Genomic DNA, 20891 nt, shown 5'->3' with positions numbered 1-20891 from the left:
TTGTTCCACCAGCACACCCCCGTACACTGCACGCCATGAAAGCGCGTGAATTCCATCCCCGCCGCCTCGACGTGCGGCCCTTCGCCGAAGCGGGCGAACCCACCGACGGCCATGCACCGCTCGGAGACTTCGAACGCCTGCTCGCGTTGCGGCACACGGAGGTCACCCTCGACAAGGCGGCCCCCGTGCGCTGGTCCGCACGGGGCGAACTGCGCAGCCGCAGCGGCGCATCGCCCGAGGTGTGGCTGCACCTGACAGGCGCAACCGCCCTGTCGCAGCAATGCCAGCGTTGCCTGGACACGGTCGAGACCCCCCTCGCGTTCGAGCGCTCGTTCCTGTTCGTCGACAACGAGCGCCAGGCCGCCGAACTCGATGCGGAGTCCGAGGACGACGTGCTGGTCATCAGCCGCCAGTTCGACCTGCTGGAGCTGGTCGAGGACGAACTGCTGCTCGCCGCACCGATCGTGCCGAGGCACGAGGTCTGTCCGACACCCGTGGTGCTCTCGGTCGGCGACTGGTCCGACGATCCTGCGGGAGAGACCTCAGAGGACTCCGCGCCAGCCCCCGCCAACGACAAGCCGAACCCGTTCGCGGTGCTGGCCTCGCTGCGCAAGACCCCGGCGAAAGACTGACCTGTCGGCGTGAATGCAACAGCGTCACGCCGATGCGTCCGGTGCGTCTTTGGAACGATGCCCAGGGTAGTGCTACAATCGAAAGCTTTTCCAATCGGAAAACCCAGGATCCCAGGAGTAAGCCATGGCTGTCCAGCAAAACAAGAAGTCGCCTTCCAAGCGCGGTATGCACCGCTCGCACAACGCCCTGAACACCCCGGGCACCGCGATCGAGTCCACCACCGGTGAGGTGCATCTGCGCCACCACATCAGCCCGACCGGTTTCTACCGTGGTCGCAAGGTATTCAAGACCAAGGCCGACGCCTGAGTCATCCCAGCCTCAGGGCCCCGCGATCGCCTGCGGGTATTGACACCGAGTCTGACCAGTCTTGAACGCCATTACCCCTCTTTCGCGCCCGGTTCGGTTGTCGGTGGATTGCATGGGTGGAGATCACGGTCCATCCGTGACGCTTCCCGCCTGCCGCTCCTTCCTCGATCAGCACCCTCTGGCTGAGCTGATTCTCGTCGGCAAGGCTGAGGCACTCGTGCCCGCAGCCGGCTGGGAACGTTGCCGCCTGGTCGAAGCGACTGAAGTGGTCGAGATGGACGATCCCGTCGAGGTTGCGCTCCGCAAGAAGCGCGACTCCTCGATGCGGGTGGCCATCCAGCAGGTCAAGCGCAATGCCGAAGGTGCTTCGGAGGCGGACGCCTGCGTGTCCGCCGGCAACACCGGCGCACTGATGGCGGTCGCCCGCTATCTGCTGAAGACACTCGAAGGCATCGACCGGCCCGCTATCGCGAGCGTGATGCCCAACCAGCATGGCCATTACACGACCATGCTCGATCTGGGCGCCAACGTCGATTGCAGTGCGGAGCACCTGCTGCAGTTCGCGGTGATGGGCAGTGCGCTGGTGTCGGCGGTCGATGGCAAGGAGCAGCCCACGGTCGGCCTGCTGAACATCGGCGAGGAAGTCATCAAGGGCAGCGAGACGATCAAGCGCGCAGGCGAGCTGCTGCGCGCGGCTTCGCTCGCCGGTCACCTGAACTTCCACGGCAACGTCGAAGGCAACGACATCTTCAAGGGCACCACCGATCTCGTGGTGTGCGACGGATTTGTCGGCAATGTGGCACTGAAGACCGCCGAAGGTCTGGCCGGCATGATCACCAGCTTCCTGAAGCAGGAGTTCTCCCGCACGCCGCTGACGAAGTTGGTCGCGATGCTCGCCATGCCCACGCTCAAGCGCTTTTCGCGCCGCCTCGACCACCGTCGATTCAACGGCGCCGCCCTGCTCGGCCTGCGCGGTCTCGTGTTCAAGAGCCACGGTTCGGCCGATGCGCTGGCCTTCGAGAACGCGCTGAACCGGGCGTATGATGCCGCCCGGAATCGACTGCTGGACCGCGTGCACGACCGGATCCTCGAGACGCTGCAGGCCCTCCCAGGTGCGGGCCAGACCGCCGCTCAACCCGAGGCGCCAGCGGCACGCCACGCCGCATGACCACCACCACACCCCGTTTCTCGCGCATCGCAGGCACCGGCAGCGCACTGCCCCCGCGTCGCCTGACCAATGCCGACCTCGTCGCCGAACTGGCCACGCAGGGCATCGAGTCCTCGGACGACTGGATCGTCGAGCGCACCGGTATCCGCGCCCGGCACTTTGTCGGCGCGGACCAGAATGCCAGCGATCTGGCCGTCGAGGCAGGACGCCACGCCATCGAGGCCGCCGGCCTGACCGGTGCCGACATCGGCCTGATCATCGTCGCGACCTCGACGCCGGACATGGTGTTCCCGTCCACCGCGACCATCGTGCAGCGCAAGCTCGGCATCGTGCACGGCTGCCCTGCCTTCGACGTGCAGGCCGTGTGCTCGGGTTTTGTCTATGCGCTGACCATCGCCGACGCGATGATCCGCACCGGCACCGCCCGCCACGCACTGGTGATCGGCGCCGAGGTGTTCTCGCGCATCCTCGATTTCAAGGACCGCACGACCTGCGTGCTGTTCGGTGACGGCGCCGGCGCCGTGGTGCTGTCGGGCAGCGACACGCCGGGCATCCTCGCCACCGATCTGAACGCCGACGGGCGCCACCTGGACATCCTGTGTGTGCCGGGCACCGTCTCGGGCGGGCAGATCCTGGGCGATCCGCTGCTCAAGATGGACGGGCAGGCCGTGTTCAAGCTGGCGGTCGGCGTGCTGGAGAAGACCGCCCGCGCCAGCCTCGCCAAGGCCGACCGCCAAGACAGCGACATCGACTGGCTGATCCCGCACCAGGCCAACATCCGCATCATGCAGAGCACGGCCAGGAAGCTGAAGCTGCCGCTGGAGAAGGTGATCATCACCGTCGACCAGCACGGCAACACATCGGCCGCCTCGATTCCGCTGGCGCTGGACACCGGCGTGCGCAGCGGCCGCATCCAGCGCGGCCAGACGCTGCTGCTCGAAGGGGTCGGCGGCGGATTCACCTGGGGTTCGGTGCTGGTGGACTACTGAGCACCCAACGTCCCCTCATCGCCTCCCCGCCCCTTCCCTTTCACTCCTCTCTTCACGGATCTCGCACCATGACCACGTTCGCCTTCGTGTTTCCCGGCCAGGGGTCTCAGTCGGTGGGCATGCTCTCGGACTGGGGTGATCACCCCGCCGTGCGCGCCACCCTCGAAGAAGCCAGCGCTGCCCTTGGCGAAGACGTCGCCCGTCTGATCGCCGAAGGCCCCAAGGAAGCGCTGGACCTGACCACCAACACCCAGCCCGTGATGCTGACCGCCGGCATCGCCAGCTACCGCGCCTGGCTGGCCGAAGGCGGCGCTGCGCCGGCCATGGTCGCCGGCCACTCGCTGGGCGAATACACCGCGCTGGTCGCCGCCGGCAGCCTGACGCTGGCCGACGCGCTGCCGCTGGTGCGCCTGCGCGCCCAGGCGATGCAGGACGCCGTGCCGGTCGGCACCGGCGGCATGGCCGCGATCCTCGGGCTCGATCCAGCTGCTGTGCGCGAAGGCTGCGCCAAGGCGGCGGCCGAATCCGGCGAGGTGGTCGAGGCCGTGAACTTCAACGATCCGAAGCAGACCGTGATCGCCGGCAGCAAGGCCGGCGTCGAACACGGCTGCGTCGTGCTGAAGGCGATGGGCGCCAAGCGCGCGCTGTCGCTGCCGGTGTCGGCTCCCTTCCACTCCAGCCTGATGAAGCCCGCAGCCGAGCGCCTGCGCGAGCGGCTGGTGTCGATCGACCTGCGGACGCCGCTGATCCCGGTGCTGAACAACGTCGACGTGGCGGTGCAGACCGAGCCGGACGCGATCCGCGACGCGCTCTACCGCCAGGCCTTCGGCGCCGTGCGCTGGGTCGAACTCGTGACCGAACTCAAGGCCCGCGGCATGAGCCATGTGATCGAATGCGGCCCGGGCAAGGTCCTGTCCGGCATGGTCAAGCGCATCGACGCCGACCTCGTCACCACCCCCTTCTACGACCCGGCCACGCTGGCCGCTGCCAAGGCGCTGCTCGCATGAATGCTCCCGCTCAACAGATCGCCCTCGTCACCGGCGCCAGCCGTGGCATCGGCCGCGCCATCGCGCTGACGCTCGCGCAGCGTGGCTTCAAGGTCATCGGCACCGCCACCAGCGACAGCGGCTCGGCCGCCATCGGCGAGGCGCTGGCCCCGTTCGGCGGCCTGGGCATGACGCTGAACGTGACCGACGCCGCGGCGCTCGACGCGGCCATCGACGGCATCGTCAAGACCCACGGCGGCCTGCACGTGCTGGTCAACAACGCCGGCATCACCCGCGACACGCTGGCCATGCGCCTGAAGGACGACGACTGGGACGCGGTGATCGACACCAACCTCAAGTCCGTCTTCCGCGCCTGCCGCGCCGCGATCAAGCCGATGATGAAGCAGCGCTTCGGCCGCATCGTCAACATCACCTCGGTGGTCGGTGCCTCGGGCAATCCGGGACAGGCCAACTACTGCGCCTCCAAGGCGGGTGTGGCGGGAATGACCCGCTCGCTGGCCCGCGAACTCGGCAGCCGCAACATCACGGTCAACTGCGTCGCCCCGGGCTTCATTGCCACCGACATGACCGAGGCGCTGCCCGAGGCGCAGAAAGTCGCACTGACTGCACAGATCCCGCTGGGCCGCCTGGGCTCGCCCGAGGACATCGCCGAAGCGGTGGCCTTCCTGGCATCGCCGGCCGCCGGCTATATCACTGGAACCGAACTGCACGTCAACGGCGGCATGTTCATGAACTGATGACCCCGTCTGGCGGGTCCGACTTCTGCCCTGCGCGGACCCCTCAGGCAGCTTCCGAGTGACTTGTTGCTCGGAACCCTTAGAATCGCAGGCTGTTTTGTACCAACCCTCTCGGAGGAGAGAAATGAGCGACATCGAAGCACGCGTCAAGAAGATCATCGCCGAACAACTCGGTGTGGCCGAAGAAGAAGTCCTGTCTGAAAAGTCCTTCGTGGCCGATCTGGGTGCCGACTCGCTGGACACGGTCGAACTCGTGATGGCGCTGGAAGACGAATTCGGCATCGAGATCCCCGATGAAGAAGCCGAGAAGATCACCACCGTCAAGGCGGCGATCGAGTACGCCACGGCCCACGCCAAGCCCTGATCCGCTGATCTCCTGATCGGCTGGACTTCCCTTTCGCCACTTTCGCAGCACGCAATCGCATGACCCGTCGCCGTATCGTCGTGACCGGTCTGGGCCTCGTCACCCCGGTGGGCAACACCGTGGACGAGTCCTGGGCCAACCTCGTGGCCGGACAATCCGGTATCGACCACGTCACCCGTTTCGATGCATCGAACATGTCGGTGCGTTTCGCGGGCGAGGTCAAGGGTTTCCGCATCGAGGATTACATCCCCGCCAAGGAAGCCCGCCACATGGATACCTTCATCCATTTCGGCATTGCGGCGTCGCTGCAGGCGATCAGGGATTCCGGGCTGCCCACGGGCGATGCGCTGAGCGATGAACTCGCCGAACGCATCGGCGTGATGGTCGGCTCGGGCATCGGCGGCTTGCCGCTGATCGAGGCGACGAACGACGAGTACCGCGCCCGCGGTGCGCGCCGCATCTCGCCCTTCTTCGTGCCGGCCTCGATCATCAACATGATTTCTGGCCACGTCTCGATCCTGAGCGGTTTCAAGGGACCGAATCTGGCCATCGTGACGGCCTGCACCACCGGCCTGCACAGCATCGGCATGGCCGCCCGCATGATCGAATCCGGCGATGCGGACGTGATGGTCGCAGGCGGTGCCGAATCGACCGTCTCGCCGCTGGGCATGGGCGGTTTTGCGTCGGCCAAGGCCCTGTCCACCCGCAACGACGATCCCAAGACCGCCTCGCGCCCCTGGGACAAGGACCGTGACGGCTTCGTGCTCGGCGAAGGCGCGGGCGTGATGGTCGTCGAGGAATACGAACACGCGAAAAAGCGTGGCGCCAAGATCTACGCTGAAATCTCCGGTTTCGGCATGACTGGCGACGCGTACCACATGACCGCCCCGAACGTGGACGGTCCGAAGCGCTCGATGCAGCTGGCCCTGCGCAACGCTGGCATCAACGCCGACGCGGTGCAGTACGTCAACGCGCACGGCACCTCGACCCCGCTGGGCGACGCCAACGAGACCAACGCGATCAAGCTCGCCTTCGGCGACCACGCGAAACAGCTCGTCGTGAACTCCACCAAGTCGATGACCGGTCACCTGCTGGGTGGCGCCGGGGGCATCGAGTCGGTGTTCACGACGCTGGCGCTGCACCACCAGATCTCGCCGCCGACGATCAACCTCTTCAACCAGGATCCCGCGTGCGATCTCGACTACTGCGCCAACACGGCGCGCGAGATGCGCATCGACGTGGCCGTCAAGAACAACTTCGGTTTTGGCGGCACCAACGGCACCCTGGTGTTCCGGCGCGTCTGAGTACATCCACCACGGCACCGGGGGTCGGCGATGCACCACGCGCCCGCCCTCGCACTGACCCTGCCACCCGAGCGGCTGTGGCTGCGCGGCGTCCGGGCACTCGGTGTGTCCGCCCTGCTGGGCGCGTCGGGCTGGCTGGCCTGGCACACCGTCCAGACCGGTGCCCCGACCCGCGCCATGCTGTGGCTGGTGACGCTGTCCAGCCTGCCTGCCCTCTGGCTCTTGCACCGCTCGGCCAATCCGGTCGGCTGCGCCTTGACCTGGCACCCGGACGACGCCCAGTGGCGCCTGGAGCGCACTCCGTCGAACGGCCAGGCCGGTCGACCGCAGGCGGGCCGGATCGACTGCATCGCCGACGGCACGCACTGGATGCTGCTGCGCCACAGCGGCCGCGGCATCCCCTCGACCTGGCTGTGCGTGTCGCGCCGCGACCATCCCGCGCGCTGGCACGCCCTGCGCTGCGCCGTGTTCAGCCCCGGTGCGCGCCCCGAACCGGCGCCAGCGTCCGATGAGTGACGACGTCGATCAGGCGCTTGTCGAGCGCATCAAGCGCGGCGATGTGCAGGCCTTCGAGATGCTGGTGGTCAAGTACCAGCGCCGCATCGAACGCCTGATCGGGCGCTTCGTGCGCGACGTCGATCTGGTGCCGGACCTCGCGCAGGAAACCTTCATCCGCGCCTACCGGGCCATTCCGCAGTTCCGGGGCGAAAGCGCCTTCTACACCTGGCTCTACCGCATCGCCGTCAACACCGCCAAGAAGGCGCTGTCGGACATGAAGCGTGATCCGGTGATGACGGAAAGCGCGCTGGCCTCGTCTTCGGATGAAGACGATGAAACTAACCGTCCCCGACACGAACTAAGCCATGACGAGACACCCGAGGCGCTGATGGCCAGCCGCGAAATCGCGAGCACGGTCAACAACGCCATCGAGGCCTTGCCGGACGATCTGCGTCAAGCAATTCTTCTGCGCGAAGTCGAAGGTCTCTCGTATGAAGAGATTGCCTTGGCCATGGCGTGTCCGATCGGCACGGTTCGCTCGCGGATCTTCCGCGCCCGCGAAGCGATTGCCGTGAAGTTGCGTCCCTTGCTGGATACGAAACAGGGTCAGCGCTGGTGATGCGCAGCCTTGCCTGGAGTGCCTGATGACCGAACCCGATCTGCCCGAGGACCGGACCCGTGCCCGGGAACAACTGTCGTCGCTGATGGATGGCGATGCTGCAAGCGACATGGTCGCGCAGGCCTGTCGCCATTGGCGCCAGGACGCGGACACCCGTGCCCAGTGGCACGCCTACCACCTGATCGGTGACGTGCTGCGCTCGGACGACCTGTCGCAGCGCAGCGCCGGCGATGCCGAGTTTCTGCGTGGCGTGCGCGAACGCCTGGCGCAGGAGCCGATCGTGCTGGCCCCGACGCCCGTGCAGGCACCTGCCGAAGCAGTCGGTGGCACCGTCGCCGCGTTGGTCGCACAGGCGGGCGGCAGTCGCCGATCGCGCTTCCATCTGCGCCGCTGGGTGGCGCCGGTCGGCATGGCGGCGGGTGTGGCGCTGGTCGCCGGTGCCGTGCTGGTGACACGTCCCGGCAACGGGCTGGCCGACCTGACGATGGCCTCGGTGACACGCGTCGAGCCGACCCAGGTTCCTTTCGATCCGAAAGCACCGATGACGGACACCGAACTCGTGCGCTACCTCGACGCCCACCAGCAGTTCCCCGGCACACCCGCCCTCGGCCCGGCCCCGGGCTTCCTGCGCAGCGCCACCTACGAGCCGACGCCGTCGCGATGAGTGCACCCTCGGTCGCACGGCACCGCATCCGCTGGAAGGCCACGGTCGCGCTGGCGGGCGCCATGGTCGGCTCGGCGTCGGTGGCCTGGGCGGTCAGTCCGTCACCGGACATCGTCGCCGTCGTGAAGCGCATCCAGGATGCCGCCCAGCGGCGCAATTTCGTGGGCACCTACGTGGTCAGCCACGGCGGGCACATGACCAGCTCGCGCATCACCCACTTTTGCGACGGCCGCGACCAGATCGAGCGCATCGAGGCCCTCGACGGCCAGATGCGGCAGGTCTACCGCCACAACGACACGGTGCACGTGCTCTGGCCGGGCACCCGCACCGCGCTCATCGAGCAACGCGAACTCGTCGGCCGCTTCCCTGCCCCGCTGCAGCCGGGCGACGGCACGCAGCTCGACCAGTACGAACTGCAGACCGGCGGCAACGAACGGGTCGCCGGCCACGACGCACAGGTCGTGCTCTTCAAGCCCCGTGACACCCTGCGGTATCCGCGGCGGCTGTGGCTGGAGCGGCGCACCGGCCTGCTGCTGCGCTCCGACCTGCTCAACGAGCGCGGAGAGGTCCTGGAATCGGCCTCCTTCTCCGAGTTGCAGATCAACGTCCGGCTCTCCGGCCAGACCCTGCTGCAGGAGATGAACCGGCTCGACGGCTACAAGGTGAGCAAGCCGGTCTACCAGTCCACCAGCCTGGACAGCGAGGGCTGGACCATGCGCCCGCCGGTGGCCGGCTTCGAGACCCTGCAGGTCGTCCGGCGACCAATGGCGCCCTGGATCGCTCGCACGGCGGCCTCTGGCGTGTCGGAAACGTCCGGCGCGGCGGACAACGCCACGGTGCTCCAGGCGGTCTACAGCGATGGACTGACGCACGTCTCGGTCTTCATCGAACCGTTTGTGGCCACCTTGCACAAGCGGGAAATACCCGCAACTGTCGGCAGCACCAGCGCACTCAGCCACCGGCAGGGCGACTGGTGGATCACGGCGGTCGGCGCCGTGCCGGTCGCCGCGCTGCAGCAGTTCATCGGCAGCCTCGAGCGGCGCAAGCCCTGACACCACACGCCGATGACGCTCCGTTTCATACTGTCTTCAATCTGACTGCACTGGAACATTCGATGCCCGAGTTCAATGTTCGACACACTTCACGGCGCTGGCTGGTCGCCGGTGCGGCCGTGCTCACCTCCGCGGGTCTGGTCGCCACCCTGGTGAACCACCACGACGCGACGGCGCAGCCCTCGCTGGCCGCGACGACCTCCGCCGCGCAGGCAGCCACCAGCGCGCCCCTGGTGCGCGGTTTGCCCGACTTCGCCGACCTCGTCGAGCAGGTCGGTCCGGCCGTGGTCAACATCCGCACCTCGGCCAAGGTCGCCACCAGCATGGCGCAGGGACCACAGGGTGGTGGCGGCGTCCCCGACGCGGAGATGCAGGAATTCTTCCGCCGCTTCTTCGGCGTCCCGATTCCGCGCCAGCAGGACCCGCGGCGCGGCCAGCCGCAGCCCCAGCAGCCCCAGCCCGATGACGGGGAAGGCGACGGCAGTGGCCGCGCGCCCCGTGGCGTCGGTTCGGGGTTCATCGTCGGGGCCGACGGCTTCGTGATGACCAATGCCCACGTCGTCGACGGCGCGGACGAGGTCATCGTGCGCCTGACCGACAAGCGCGAGTTCAAGGCCAAGGTGGTCGGCGCCGACAAGCGGACCGACGTCGCCATGCTCAAGATCGAGGCCACCGGCCTGCCCACCGTGCGCTTCGGCGACGTCGGCAAGCTGCGTGTCGGCGAATGGGTGATCGCCATCGGCTCGCCCTTCGACCTCGACAACACGGTGACCGCCGGCATCGTCAGCGCCAAGGCGCGCGACACCGGCGACCTGCTGCCCTTCATCCAGACCGACGTGGCGATCAACCCCGGCAATTCCGGCGGCCCGCTGATCAACATGCGCGGCGAGGTGGTGGGCATCAACTCGCAGATCTACAGCCGCTCGGGCGGCTACATGGGCATCTCGTTCGCGATTCCCATCGACGAGGCCACCCGCATCGCCGAGCAGCTCAAGAACGGCGGCCGGGTCGTGCGCGGCCGCATCGGCGTGCAGATCGGCGAGGTCACCAAGGACGTGGCCGAGTCGCTCGGCCTGCCCAAGGCGGCGGGCGCGCTGGTGCGCTCGGTCGAGCCGGGCGGCCCGGCGGAGAAGGCGGGCCTGGAAGCCGGCGACATCGTGACCCGCTTCGACGGCCAGCCGGTGGACAAATGGAGCGATCTGCCCCGGCTGGTCGGCAACACCAAGCCGGGCACGAAGAGCACGCTGCAGGTGCTGCGCCGTGGTGCCACGCGCGACCTCGGCGTCACCGTGGCCGAGCTGGAACCGGAAGCCCGTCCGGTCGCCCAGCGCGGCGGCAAGGCCGACCCGAAGGCCCCGCCCGCCAGCACGCAGGTGGCCTCGCTCGGCCTGACGCTCGTCGACCTCACCGCCGAGCAGCGCAAGGAACTCAAGCTCAAGGGCGGCGTGCTGATCTCTGCAGCGGACGGCCCCGCCGCCCGCGCCGGGGTGCAGGAGGGCGATCTGATCCTGGCCGTGGCCAACAGCGAAGTGACGGACGCCCGCCAGTTCGAGGCGCTGGTGGCCAAGCTCGACAAGGCGCGCCCGGTCAACCTGCTGCTGCGCCGCGGCGAGTGGGCGCAGTACGTGGTGATCCGTCCCGGCCGCTGAACGCGCTCCCGCGCTGCTGCACGGGGCTGCAACAGGCCCTGGCGGCAGCGCGCTACAATCGCCCGCCAACACTGCGACCCGGTTCACCGGCGTACACGCGTGTTGGAAGGCGCGTCAACGCTAGGACGTGCCTTTTTTTTGTCGCCGCGCGCATGCCCCCAGGCCCATGGACCACATCAGAAACTTCTCCATCATCGCCCACATCGACCACGGCAAGAGCACGCTGGCCGACCGGATCATTCAGCGCTGCGGAGGCCTGAGCGACCGCGAGATGGAAGCACAGGTGCTCGACTCGATGGACATCGAGCGCGAGCGCGGCATCACGATCAAGGCCCAGACTGCCGCGCTGCAGTACAAGGCCCAGAACGGCCAGGTCTACAACCTCAACCTGATCGACACCCCCGGACACGTGGACTTCTCGTATGAAGTCAGCCGCTCGCTGTCCGCCTGCGAAGGCGCGCTGCTGGTGGTGGATGCCAGCCAGGGCGTGGAGGCGCAGACGGTGGCGAACTGCTACACCGCGCTCGATCTGGGCGTGCTGGTGGTGCCGGTGCTGAACAAGATGGACCTGGCGAGCGCCGACCCGGACAACGCCAAGTCGGAGATCGAGGACGTCATCGGCATCGACGCCACCGACGCCATCCCCTGCTCGGCCAAGACCGGCATGGGCATCGACGAGATCCTCGAAGCCGTCATCACGCGCATGCCGCCGCCCAAGGGCAACCCGGACGGCCCGCCGCGCGCCATGATCGTCGACTCCTGGTTCGACAACTACGTCGGCGTGGTGATGCTGGTGCGCGTGGTGGATGGCATGCTCCGCAAGGGCGAGCGCATCCGCATGATGGCGAGCAATGCGCTCTACCCCATCGAGCACCTCGGCGTGTTCACACCGAAGTCCGAGAACCGCGAGTTCCTGAAGGCCGGCGAGGTGGGCTTCATCATCGCCGGCATCAAGGAGCTGCAGGCGGCCAAGGTCGGCGACACCATCACGCTGGAAAAGAAGCTCCCGAACAACGCTGGTCCGGCCACCGAAGCCCTGCCCGGCTTCAAGGAAATCCAGCCGCAGGTCTTCGCCGGTCTCTACCCGACCGAGGCCAGCGAGTACGACCAGCTGCGCGACGCGCTGGAAAAGCTCAAGCTCAACGACTCCTCGCTGCGCTACGAGCCGGAAGTCTCGCAGGCGCTGGGCTTCGGCTTCCGCTGCGGCTTCCTGGGCCTGCTGCACATGGAAATCGTGCAGGAGCGGCTGGAGCGCGAGTTCGACCAGGACCTGATCACCACCGCGCCGAGCGTGGTGTACGAGGTCGAGCTGAACGGCGGCGAGGTCATCCAGGTCGAGAACCCGTCCAAGATGCCGGACCTGGGCCGCATCAAGGAAATCCGCGAGCCGATCGTCACCGTGCACCTGTACATGCCGCAGGACTATGTCGGCGCGGTGATGACGCTGGCGAACCTGAAGCGCGGCGTGCAGCTCAACATGGCCTACCACGGCCGCCAGGTCATGCTGACCTACGAGATGCCGCTGGCCGAGATCGTGCTCGATTTCTTCGACAAGCTGAAATCCGTCTCGCGCGGCTATGCGTCGATGGACTACGAGTTCAAGGAGTACCGCGCCTCGGACGTGGTCAAGGTCGATCTGCTGATCAACGGCGACCGGGTCGATGCCCTGTCGATCATCGTCCACCGCGCGCAGAGCCTGTACCGCGGCCGGGCCGTGGCCTCGAAGATGCGCGAGCAGATTCCCCGCCAGATGTACGACGTGGTGATCCAGGCCGCCATCGGCGCCAACATCATCTCGCGCGAGAACATCAAGGCCTTGCGCAAGAACGTGCTGGCAAAATGCTACGGCGGCGACATCAGCCGCAAGCGCAAGCTGCTCGAAAAGCAGAAGGCCGGCAAGAAGCGCATGAAGCAGATCGGCTCGGTCGAAGTGCCGCAGGAAGCGTTCCTGGCCATCCTGCGCGTCGAAGACTGAGCACCCGCTCACCCACCCAACCGGACGATCGATGGGACCCCTCACCGGCATTCTCTACGCCTGCCTGGCCATATTTGGCACCGGCTGGTACCTCGGCAAGTGGAGCGGTAACTTCTCGCTGCTGCTGTTCATCCTCACCGTCGTCACCGCCGCCTACTGGCTGGCCGAACGCTTCGTGTTCCTGCCGCGCCGCTTGGCCGCTGCCGCGACGCTGACCCACCAGGACGGCGAGCGCCGGGCCGAACTGGCCCGCCTGGGCATCGACAAGGTGGACATGGACGTCGAATCCGCCCGCCAGCGCCTGCTCGCCCAACCCTGGTGGCTGGACTGGACCGCCGGACTCTTCCCGGTGATCCTGATGGTGTTCCTGCTGCGCTCCTTCCTGTTCGAGCCCTTCAAGATCCCGTCCGGCTCCATGATCCCGACGATGGAAATCGGCGATCTGATCCTGGTGAACAAGTTCCACTACGGCATCCGCATCCCGGTGATCAACAAGAAGGTCGTCCCGCTGAACGACCCCCAACGGGGCGACGTGATGGTCTTCCGCTATCCGGTGGACCCGGGCATCGACTTCATCAAGCGCGTGGTCGGCGTGCCTGGTGACGAGATCGCCTACATCAACCAGAAGCTCTACGTGAACGGCACGCTGGCCCCGCTGCAGCAACTCGACGACTACTACGACGAGGACCGCCGCACCTACTCGCGCCAGTTCCGCGAAGACCTCGGCAACGGCGTGACCCACCGCCTGCTGGTCGACCCGCAGCAGCCGTCAAGCTACGGCATGCGCGCCCGGCAGTTCCCCGGCTATGAAAACTGTCGTTACACCGCCGAAGGGGTCACCTGCAAGGTTCCTGCAGGACACTACTTCATGATGGGCGACAACCGCGACAACTCCGAGGATTCGCGCTTCTGGGGCTTCGTGCCGGACGAGAACATCGTGGGCCGGGCCTTCTTCGTGTGGATGAACTTCGGCAGTCTCAAGCGCATCGGCCCCTTCCATTGACCCCGGCATGACGCACGGACGGTCGGCCTGCAGCGACCGCCGTCGAGGAGTTCTTCGATGACCTTTCGTCCCCGTGCGACCCCCGTGTCGATCCGCCCGACGGGCCAGCGTGGCGTCACGCTGATCGGTCTCGTCTTCTGGGCCGTGCTGATCTCGATGACGGCCCTGGTCGCGATGCGGGTGTTGCCGACGGTCAATGAATTTGCCACCATCAAGCGTGCCGTGACCAAGGTCGCGGTCGAAGGTGGCAGCACCGTGCCGGAGATCCGGGCCGCCTTCGACCGGATCAAGGACATCGAGTATTCGATACAGTCGATCACCGGCAAGGATCTCGACGTCACGAAGGACAATGACCGTGTGGTCGTGAGCTTTGCCTACGACAAGGAAATCGAACTGTTCGGACCCGTCTCGCTGCTGATCAAGTACCGCGGCCGGTCCCAGTGAACCGCCTGTGTGCCCCGTGATCCCGAAGGTCCCCCTTGAATCCGTCTCCTCTTGAATCCCTGTCGCAGCGACTGGGCTACACCTTCCGCCAGCGCGAGTTGCTCACCTGCGCGCTGACGCACCGCAGCTTCGGCACGGACCACAACGAACGGCTCGAATTCCTCGGCGACTCGGTGCTGAACATGGCCGTCTCCGACCTGCTGTTCGAGCAGTACGACGAGTCCCCCGAAGGCGACCTGACCCGCATCCGCGCCCACCTGGTGCGCCAGGACATGCTGCACCGGATCGCGCTCTCGCTCGACCTGCCGGCGGTGCTGCGCCTGTCCGAAGGCGAAGCCCGCGGCGGCGGCGCCCAGCGTCCCTCGATCCTGGCCGATGCGCTCGAAGCGATCATCGGCGCGGTGTTCCGCGATTCGGGCTTCGAAGCCGCCGAGGCGCTGGTGCGCCGGCTGTTCGAGCCGCTGATCTCCGAGACCGCCACCCAGTCCTGGGGCAAGGACGCCAAGACCCAGCTGCAGGAATGGCTGCAGGCGCGCCGCCAGAGCGTCCCCGATTACCGCATCGAAGCCACCCGTGGCCGCGCACACGACCAGACCTTCGTCGTCGTGTGCACCATCGCCGGCTCCGGTGTGCAGGCCCGCGGCGAAGGCCGCTCACGCCGCGCTGCCGAACAGGAAGCCGCGCGCCTAGTCCTCGAACAACTGAGCGCTGCTCCAGAACAATGACCACCTCCTCCAAGCCGCAAGCGGCCACCCTGCCGGACGACCTGCTCGATCCGGTGGACGAATTCGCCGATGAAGACGGTCTGAACGACGCGCTGATCGAACTCGACGACGACGGCCAGCCCATCGTGGACGCCGATGACGAGGACGAAGACGACCTCGGCGAAGACGTCGACGACCTGGCCTACGAAGCGCCGGACCTCGACACGATGCTCAAGGCTGCCGTCGGCTCCAACGACGGCGACCGCCGCTGCGGCCTGATCGCCATCGTCGGCCGGCCGAACGTGGGCAAGTCGACGCTGCTGAACACGCTCATCGGCCAGAAGGTCAGCATCACCTCGCGCAAGGCGCAGACCACCCGCCACCGCATCACCGGCATCTCGACCCAGGCCGACACGCAGTACGTCTTCGTCGACACGCCCGGCTTCCAGACCACCCACACCACCCGCGGCACCGCGGCGCTGAACCGCAATCTGAACAAGACGGTGCAGTCGGTGCTGGGCGACGTGGACGTCGTGCTGTTCGTGGTGGACGCCGGCCGCTTCGGTCCCGCTGACGCCAAGGTGCTGTCGCTGATCCCGCCGGGCAAGCCGACCTTCCTGATCGCCAACAAGCTCGACCTGATCACGCGCCGCTCGGACCTGCTACCCTGGCTGCAGCAGATGCAGGCCAAGCACGCCTTCACCGAGTTCGTGCCGCTGACCGCCACGAAGAAGGACGACACCCAGCGCCTGCTGGACATCATCCGTCCCTACCTGCCCGAGCAGCCCTGGTACTACGACGCGGACGCACTGACCGACCGCAGCGACAAGTTCCTGGCCGCCGAGCTGATCCGCGAAAAGCTCTTCCGCCTGACGGGGGATGAGCTGCCGTACACCTCCACCGTGCAGATCGACAAGTACGAGGAAGTCGAAGGCGGGCGCCTGAACCGCATCGCCGCGACCATCATCGTCGAGCGCGACGCGCACAAGGGCATGGTCATCGGCGAAGGCGGCGAGCGCCTCAAGCGCATCAGCACCGAAGCCCGCACCGAGCTGGAGCGGCTGACCGGCTGCAAGGTCTTCCTCGAAGTCTGGGTCAAGGTCCGTTCGGGCTGGGCCGACGACGAGAAGCGCCTGAAGAGCTACGGCTACGAGTAAGCCCGAGGCGCCTCGCTGATGGCCACGCGCCGTGCCGCGCCGGCCGCGATGGCGGCCTACGTGCTGCACCACCACGACTGGAGCGAGTCCAGCCTGATCCTGGATCTGTGGACCCGCGAGCACGGCCGCATCGCCGCGGTCGCCAAGGGCGCGAAACGGCCGCACTCGCAGCTGCGCTGCGTGCTGCTGCCCTTCCAGCGGCTGACCATCGTGCTCGGCGGCAAGACCACCCGGCGCGACGCCGACCCCGCCGCCAGCCAGGGCGCCGCGCACGAGGCAGCACCCGATCTCCACCTGCTGCGCAGCGCCGAATGGGCGGGTGGTGGCGCCATGCCGTCCGGCGCGGCGCTGCTGGCGGGCTTCCACCTGAACGAGCTGCTGCTGCGTGGACTCGCCCGCCACGACGCCCACCCGCGCCTGTTCGAAGTCTACGCCGCCACCCTGCCCCGGCTGGCCCCGCACGACGAGGCGCAGACCGCCGCCGCGCTGCGGGCGTTCGAGCTGTGGCTGCTGCGCGAATCGGGTGTGCTCCCCGAACTGGACCGCGTCACGCTGACCCAGGTGCCGGTGCGCACCGACGTGCGCCACGGGCTGCACCCCGACACCGGCGTCCACCCGCTGCCCGATGGCGCGGCCGGCCTGGGCGGCGCGACGCTGCTGGCGCTGCAGTCGGCCATGAACGCCTTCGACCTCGGCGCGCTGCAGCAGACCTGCCTGGGCGCGCTGCCGGAGCTGCGCGCGCAGTTGCGCCACCTGCTGCACTACCATCTCGGCACCTCGATGCTGCGCACCCGCGCGCTGATGGTCGAGGTGCAGAAACTGACTGAGTCCCCATGAACCCCCTCGTCGCCCCCGAATCGTCCTCCCACGGTGGCCGCACCGCGCTGTCGGTCAACCTCAACAAGGTCGCGCTGCTGCGCAACACGCGCCACCTCGGCATCCCGAGCGTGACCCGCGCGGCCGTCTTCGTGCTGGAAGCCGGCGCACAGGGCCTCACGGTCCACCCGCGCCCCGACGAGCGCCACATCCGCGCCGGCGACGTGACCGACCTGGCCGAGCTGCTCAAGGCCTGGCCGCACGTCGACTACAACATCGAAGGCAACCCTTTCCACAACCTGATGGACGTCATCCGCGCCGTGCGCCCGCACCAGGCCACGTTCGTGCCGGACACGGTCGGCCAGTTCACCTCTGACCACGGCTGGACCTTCCCCGACGACGCCGAGCGGCTGCGCCCGCTGATCGAGGAAACGCGGGCACTCGGCGTGCGCGTCAGTCTCTTCATGGACCCGATCCCCGAGATGATGCGCGCGGCCCGCGACCTCGGCGCCGACCGGGTCGAGCTGTACACCGAGGCCTACGCCAGCGCCTGGGGCACACCACGGCAGGCCGAAGTGCTCGACCGCTACGTGCGCGCCGCGGAAGCCGCGCTGTCCGTCGGCCTGGGCATCAACGCCGGCCATGACCTGAACCGCGACAACCTGAGCGACTTCCTGCGCGCCGTGCCAGGGGTGCAGGAGGTGTCGATCGGCCACGCGCTGGTCGCCGACGCGCTCGAACTGGGCTACACCGAGACGGTGCGCGACTACCAGCGCTGCATCCAGCGCGCCTTCGCCCCGCAGCGCTGAGCCGGGACGGACGCCGCGATGGTCTACGGCATCGGCACGGACATCTGCGACATCCGGCGCATCGCCGCGGTGCTCGCACGGCGCGGCGACCGCTTCGCCGAGAAGGTGCTCGGGCCGACCGAGCTGAAGGTGTTCCACTACCGCCGCGCCAAGGTCGAGGCGCGCGGCGTCGCGTATCTGGCTACGCGCTTTTCAGCCAAGGAAGCGTTTTCCAAGGCGATCGGCCTCGGGCTGCACGCACCAATGCAGTGGCGCGACTGCGAGACGCTCAACGAGCCGAGCGGCAAGCCCTTCATCCGCCTGCACGGCGCGCTGGCCGACTGGTTCGCCGCCCGCGACCTGAGCGCGCATGTGAGCCTGACCGACGAGACCGACTACGCGACCAGCTTCGTCGTGGTCGAAACCCGCACCCCCTGACCTCTCCCACGGACCCTGCCCCGCCGATGCACCACGCCCACGCCCCTGTCGTCCTCGATGTCGCCGGTCTCACGCTCAACGACGACGACCGCCGCCGCCTGCAGCACCCGCTGGTCGGCGGCCTGATCCTGTTCAGCCGCAACTGGCAGGACCGCGCGCAGCTCACGCAGCTCGTCGCCGAGATCAAGGCGGTCCGCCCGGACGTGGTGGTCAGCGTGGACCATGAAGGCGGCCGGGTGCAGCGCTTCCGCACCGACGGCTTCACGCACCTGCCCGCGATGCGCACGCTGGGTGAGCGCTGGCTGGACGACGGCCGCCACGGACCGGGCCATGGCGCGATGACCGCCTGCGACATGGCGACGGCGGCGGGCTACATCCTCGCGTCCGAGCTGCGCGCCTGTGGGGTCGATCTGAGCTTCACGCCGGTGCTGGACCTCGACCACGGCCGCAGCGGCGTGATCGGCAGCCGCGCCTTCCACCGCGATCCGCGCGTGGTCGGGACGCTTGCCCGCAGCCTGATGCACGGGCTGCTGCAAGCCGGCATGGCCAACTGCGGCAAGCACTTCCCCGGCCACGGCTGGGCGGAGGCCGACAGCCACGTCGCCGTGCCCAAGGACGAGCGCACGCTCACCGCCATCCTCTCGGACGACGCGCGGCCCTACGAATGGCTCTCGACCAGCCTGACCAGCGTGATGCCGGCGCACGTGATCTATCCGAAGGTGGACAAGCGCCCGGCCGGCTACTCGGCGCGCTGGCTGAACGAGATCCTGCGCGAGCGGCTCGGTTTCACCGGCGTCGTGTTCAGCGACGACCTGAGCATGGAAGGGGCGCGGCGCGTGCCGGGCGTGCAGAACGGCGCGGTGCTGAGCTATGCCGAAGCGGCGGTGCTGGCGCTGGCGGCGGGCTGCGACATGGTGCTGCTGTGCAACCAGTCGCTGGATGGCGGCAAGGCGGTCGATGACCTGCTCGACGGCTTGACCGCGGCATTGGAGCGCGGCGAGTGGCAGACCAGCCCCGACAGCGAGGAACGGCGCCTGGCGCTGTTGCCCCAGACGCCGCCGATCCCGTGGGACGACCTGATGCACCACGCGCCCTACCTGCGGGCGCTGGAGCGGCTGGGGAGCTGATCGCCCCGGCGGCCGCCCCGCGCGGTCGTCAGGCCATCGACTGCTGGGCCGCCAACCGCGCGGCCTGCGCGATCCAGTTCTCGCGGTAGACACGCGAGCCGAAGTTGGGCAGGTGGTTCGCCACCCACGCCAGTTCGGCCGGCGACCAGCTCGCGATCTGCCAGAAGTAGCGCACACCCTGCGCGTGCAGCCAGCGCTCGTTGACCGGGCCGATGCCGTCGATGATCTTCAGGTCATCGGGGCGCTGGTGGTCGATCTCGACCGGCGCGGGCTGCTGCCCGGCACCGGCCTCCAGCACCAGCCGCTCCAGTTCGGCGCTGGTGATCGTCGCCGCGGCCGACACGGCCGGCCGCACGACCACGGGCACCACCGGTGCCGGCGGTGGCACCAGCGCGGCCAGTTCGGCGATGCGGGCCTGCGCCTGCTGCTGCTGGTCGCGCTCGGCCTGCAGGCGGGCGCTCAAGGTGACGAGCTGTTCGTCGTTCTCGGCCAGCGTCAGGCGCAGGGCCTGCAGTTCGGCCTCCAGCTCCTGGGCACGGGACTGCGACTGCGCCAGCTCCTGCTGCAGGGCTTGCTCGCGCAGCTGGGTGGCGGACTGGCCGGCGGCCTGCGCATCCCGCAACTCCTGCGCCTGGCGTTCGGCGGCCTGCCACGCGGCGTCCTGGTCGGCCAGCGTGGCCTGCATCTCGGCGAGCTGGCGGTCGCGCTGCGCCGTCTGATCGACCAATGCAGCCTGCTGGCGTTCCAGCGCGGCCAGCGCCTCCTGGTGCGACTGGCGGCTGTTCAGCGCCGCCGCCGCAGCAGCAGCCGCCGCCAGCACCGCAACTTCCCGCTCCCGGGTCAGCTCGGACTCCAGCTCGGTCACGCGCGCAGCCCGCGCTGCCCCATCGGCTTCCGAGGAAACCACTTCCTGCCGGACCGACGCCAGCTGGGCTTCCAGCGCGGCGATCGTGTCGGCCTGCTGTCGGGCGGCCGCAGCGGCCTGTTCGGCGGCGTCGGCGGCGGCTTGCGCAGCGGCCTGGGCCGAGGCCTCCGCCTGCTGCACGGCAGCGTGTTCCGCGGCGAGTCGTGCCTGCAGATCGCGTTCGGCGGCGGCCGCGGCCTGGCGTGCCGCATCCAGTTCCGCGAGCAGTTCCGCGCCGCGGCCGGTTTCGGTCGACAGCAGCGACTGGTGGTGGTCCAGATCGCCCTGCAGCGCCTGACGGTGGTCGCGCAGTGCGGCCAGTTCGGCTTCCAGCGCGGCGATGGCGTCCGCTTGCTCGCGGGCAGCCGCAGCGGCGCGTTCGGCATCGTCGGCGGCGGCTTGTGCTGCCGACGTGGCATCGGCTTGCGCCTGTTGCGCGGCGGCATGTTCGGCGGCGAGCTGGGCTTGCAGATCCAGCTCAGAGGCGGCTGCCGCTTGGCGTGCCGCATCCAGCTCGGCGCGCAGGCGGGCCAGCGCTTCGTCGG

The 20891-nt window shown here is 68.3% G+C and carries 22 protein-coding genes and 1 pseudogene; 22 read left to right on the top strand and 1 reads right to left on the bottom strand.

The annotated features are described in order from the left end of the window. The first annotated feature begins 35 nt into the window (after nt 1-35). From AABN02_RS14495 to nagZ, 22 genes are all read left to right on the top strand, one after another. Nucleotides 36-632, top strand: coding sequence for a DUF177 domain-containing protein (locus tag AABN02_RS14495; protein WP_338415637.1), 597 nt, complete (start codon nt 36-38; stop codon nt 630-632). 124 nt (nt 633-756) lie between these two features. Next, nucleotides 757-939, top strand: coding sequence for a 50S ribosomal protein L32 (rpmF, locus tag AABN02_RS14490; protein ID WP_179632828.1), 183 nt, complete (start codon nt 757-759; stop codon nt 937-939). A gap of 70 nt (nt 940-1009) precedes the next feature. Beyond that, on the top strand, nt 1010-2107 hold the full coding sequence (gene plsX, locus AABN02_RS14485; protein ID WP_338415704.1) for a phosphate acyltransferase PlsX: 1098 nt from the start codon (nt 1010-1012) through the stop codon (nt 2105-2107). Next, nucleotides 2104-3096, top strand: a complete 993-nt coding sequence (locus tag AABN02_RS14480; RefSeq protein ID WP_338415636.1) for a beta-ketoacyl-ACP synthase III — start codon at nt 2104-2106, stop codon at nt 3094-3096. Before plsX ends, AABN02_RS14480 begins: the two co-directional genes overlap by 4 nt. Nucleotides 3097-3164: 68 nt before the next feature. Further along, a complete protein-coding gene (gene fabD / locus AABN02_RS14475) occupies nt 3165-4103 on the top strand; it encodes an ACP S-malonyltransferase (protein WP_338415635.1) in 939 nt (312 codons plus the stop codon). Continuing rightward, complete coding sequence (gene fabG / locus AABN02_RS14470; protein WP_338415634.1) at nt 4100-4840, top strand: 3-oxoacyl-ACP reductase FabG; 741 nt, start codon at nt 4100-4102, stop codon at nt 4838-4840. Before fabD ends, fabG begins: the two co-directional genes overlap by 4 nt. Before the next feature lie 124 nt (nt 4841-4964). Next, the gene (acpP, locus tag AABN02_RS14465; protein ID WP_338415633.1) at nt 4965-5204 is read left to right on the top strand and encodes an acyl carrier protein; all 240 of its coding nucleotides are present in this window, start codon (nt 4965-4967) and stop codon (nt 5202-5204) included. A gap of 59 nt (nt 5205-5263) precedes the next feature. Further along, a complete protein-coding gene (gene fabF, locus AABN02_RS14460) occupies nt 5264-6508 on the top strand; it encodes a beta-ketoacyl-ACP synthase II (protein WP_338415632.1) in 1245 nt (414 codons plus the stop codon). 30 nt (nt 6509-6538) lie between these two features. Continuing rightward, nucleotides 6539-7024 carry a hypothetical protein gene (locus AABN02_RS14455; protein ID WP_338415631.1) on the top strand — a complete coding sequence of 162 codons (486 nt, stop codon included), beginning with the start codon at nt 6539-6541 and terminating at the stop codon, nt 7022-7024. After that, nucleotides 7017-7625, top strand: coding sequence for an RNA polymerase sigma factor RpoE (rpoE, locus tag AABN02_RS14450; RefSeq protein WP_338415630.1), 609 nt, complete (start codon nt 7017-7019; stop codon nt 7623-7625). Before AABN02_RS14455 ends, rpoE begins: the two co-directional genes overlap by 8 nt. Before the next feature lie 25 nt (nt 7626-7650). Further along, a complete protein-coding gene (locus AABN02_RS14445; protein WP_338415629.1) occupies nt 7651-8289 on the top strand; it encodes a sigma-E factor negative regulatory protein in 639 nt (212 codons plus the stop codon). Continuing rightward, nucleotides 8286-9341: a MucB/RseB C-terminal domain-containing protein gene (locus tag AABN02_RS14440; protein ID WP_338415628.1), complete on the top strand. Its 1056-nt coding sequence runs from the start codon at nt 8286-8288 to the stop codon at nt 9339-9341. Before AABN02_RS14445 ends, AABN02_RS14440 begins: the two co-directional genes overlap by 4 nt. Before the next feature lie 62 nt (nt 9342-9403). Next, nucleotides 9404-10990, top strand: a complete 1587-nt coding sequence (locus tag AABN02_RS14435) for a DegQ family serine endoprotease (RefSeq protein WP_338415627.1) — start codon at nt 9404-9406, stop codon at nt 10988-10990. 166 nt (nt 10991-11156) lie between these two features. Then, the gene (lepA, locus tag AABN02_RS14430; RefSeq protein ID WP_338415626.1) at nt 11157-12965 is read left to right on the top strand and encodes a translation elongation factor 4; all 1809 of its coding nucleotides are present in this window, start codon (nt 11157-11159) and stop codon (nt 12963-12965) included. A 31-nt stretch (nt 12966-12996) separates the two neighbouring features. Further along, nucleotides 12997-13968, top strand: a complete 972-nt coding sequence (gene lepB / locus AABN02_RS14425; protein WP_338415625.1) for a signal peptidase I — start codon at nt 12997-12999, stop codon at nt 13966-13968. A 57-nt stretch (nt 13969-14025) separates the two neighbouring features. After that, nucleotides 14026-14412 (top strand): DUF4845 domain-containing protein, encoded by a 387-nt coding sequence (locus AABN02_RS14420; protein WP_338415624.1) that lies wholly within the window; start codon nt 14026-14028, stop codon nt 14410-14412. Between the two features lie 35 nt (nt 14413-14447). Beyond that, entirely contained in the window at nt 14448-15137 is a 690-nt protein-coding gene (gene rnc, locus AABN02_RS14415) for a ribonuclease III (protein WP_338415623.1), read from the top strand. Nucleotides 15138-15343: 206 nt separating this feature from the next. Then, nucleotides 15344-16273: a GTPase Era gene (era, locus tag AABN02_RS14410; RefSeq protein WP_338415703.1), complete on the top strand. Its 930-nt coding sequence runs from the start codon at nt 15344-15346 to the stop codon at nt 16271-16273. Between the two features lie 18 nt (nt 16274-16291). Then, nucleotides 16292-17110 carry a recombination protein O N-terminal domain-containing protein gene (locus AABN02_RS14405; protein WP_338415622.1) on the top strand — a complete coding sequence of 273 codons (819 nt, stop codon included), beginning with the start codon at nt 16292-16294 and terminating at the stop codon, nt 17108-17110. Next, nucleotides 17107-17898 (top strand): pyridoxine 5'-phosphate synthase, encoded by a 792-nt coding sequence (locus tag AABN02_RS14400; protein WP_338415621.1) that lies wholly within the window; start codon nt 17107-17109, stop codon nt 17896-17898. The genes AABN02_RS14405 and AABN02_RS14400 overlap by 4 nt, the downstream gene beginning before the upstream one ends. Before the next feature lie 18 nt (nt 17899-17916). Then, on the top strand, nt 17917-18315 hold the full coding sequence (acpS, locus tag AABN02_RS14395) for a holo-ACP synthase (RefSeq protein WP_338415620.1): 399 nt from the start codon (nt 17917-17919) through the stop codon (nt 18313-18315). Nucleotides 18316-18341: 26 nt separating this feature from the next. Next, nucleotides 18342-19442, top strand: a complete 1101-nt coding sequence (nagZ, locus tag AABN02_RS14390) for a beta-N-acetylhexosaminidase (protein ID WP_338415619.1) — start codon at nt 18342-18344, stop codon at nt 19440-19442. 28 nt (nt 19443-19470) lie between these two features. On the opposite strand, the pseudogene AABN02_RS14385 reads toward nagZ, so the two are convergent. Then, nucleotides 19471-20891 (bottom strand): annotated as a pseudogene (locus AABN02_RS14385) (hypothetical protein); the annotation flags it as partial.

Origin of the sequence: uncultured Sphaerotilus sp. (genome assembly GCF_963924895.1) — a bacterium.
GTDB lineage: Bacteria > Pseudomonadota > Gammaproteobacteria > Burkholderiales > Burkholderiaceae_C > Sphaerotilus.
The sequence above is the reverse complement of the archived record's forward strand: the minus strand, read 5'-3'. Positions and strand labels throughout refer to the sequence as shown.

Excerpts from the sequence above, each read along its gene's own strand:
- AABN02_RS14495 (WP_338415637.1), top strand. The coding sequence starts at position 36 with ATGAAAGCGCGTGAATTCCATCCCCGCCGCCTCGACGTGCGGCCCTTC.
- rpmF (WP_179632828.1), top strand. The coding sequence starts at position 757 with ATGGCTGTCCAGCAAAACAAGAAGTCGCCTTCCAAGCGCGGTATGCAC.
- AABN02_RS14480 (WP_338415636.1), top strand. The coding sequence starts at position 2,104 with ATGACCACCACCACACCCCGTTTCTCGCGCATCGCAGGCACCGGCAGC.
- fabD (WP_338415635.1), top strand. The coding sequence starts at position 3,165 with ATGACCACGTTCGCCTTCGTGTTTCCCGGCCAGGGGTCTCAGTCGGTG.
- fabG (WP_338415634.1), top strand. The coding sequence starts at position 4,100 with ATGAATGCTCCCGCTCAACAGATCGCCCTCGTCACCGGCGCCAGCCGT.
- acpP (WP_338415633.1), top strand. The coding sequence starts at position 4,965 with ATGAGCGACATCGAAGCACGCGTCAAGAAGATCATCGCCGAACAACTC.
- fabF (WP_338415632.1), top strand. The coding sequence starts at position 5,264 with ATGACCCGTCGCCGTATCGTCGTGACCGGTCTGGGCCTCGTCACCCCG.
- AABN02_RS14455 (WP_338415631.1), top strand. The coding sequence starts at position 6,539 with ATGCACCACGCGCCCGCCCTCGCACTGACCCTGCCACCCGAGCGGCTG.
- rpoE (WP_338415630.1), top strand. The coding sequence starts at position 7,017 with ATGAGTGACGACGTCGATCAGGCGCTTGTCGAGCGCATCAAGCGCGGC.
- AABN02_RS14445 (WP_338415629.1), top strand. The coding sequence starts at position 7,651 with ATGACCGAACCCGATCTGCCCGAGGACCGGACCCGTGCCCGGGAACAA.
- AABN02_RS14440 (WP_338415628.1), top strand. The coding sequence starts at position 8,286 with ATGAGTGCACCCTCGGTCGCACGGCACCGCATCCGCTGGAAGGCCACG.
- AABN02_RS14435 (WP_338415627.1), top strand. The coding sequence starts at position 9,404 with ATGCCCGAGTTCAATGTTCGACACACTTCACGGCGCTGGCTGGTCGCC.
- lepA (WP_338415626.1), top strand. The coding sequence starts at position 11,157 with ATGGACCACATCAGAAACTTCTCCATCATCGCCCACATCGACCACGGC.
- lepB (WP_338415625.1), top strand. The coding sequence starts at position 12,997 with ATGGGACCCCTCACCGGCATTCTCTACGCCTGCCTGGCCATATTTGGC.
- AABN02_RS14420 (WP_338415624.1), top strand. The coding sequence starts at position 14,026 with ATGACCTTTCGTCCCCGTGCGACCCCCGTGTCGATCCGCCCGACGGGC.
- era (WP_338415703.1), top strand. The coding sequence starts at position 15,344 with ATGCTCAAGGCTGCCGTCGGCTCCAACGACGGCGACCGCCGCTGCGGC.
- AABN02_RS14405 (WP_338415622.1), top strand. The coding sequence starts at position 16,292 with ATGGCCACGCGCCGTGCCGCGCCGGCCGCGATGGCGGCCTACGTGCTG.
- AABN02_RS14400 (WP_338415621.1), top strand. The coding sequence starts at position 17,107 with ATGAACCCCCTCGTCGCCCCCGAATCGTCCTCCCACGGTGGCCGCACC.
- acpS (WP_338415620.1), top strand. The coding sequence starts at position 17,917 with ATGGTCTACGGCATCGGCACGGACATCTGCGACATCCGGCGCATCGCC.
- nagZ (WP_338415619.1), top strand. The coding sequence starts at position 18,342 with ATGCACCACGCCCACGCCCCTGTCGTCCTCGATGTCGCCGGTCTCACG.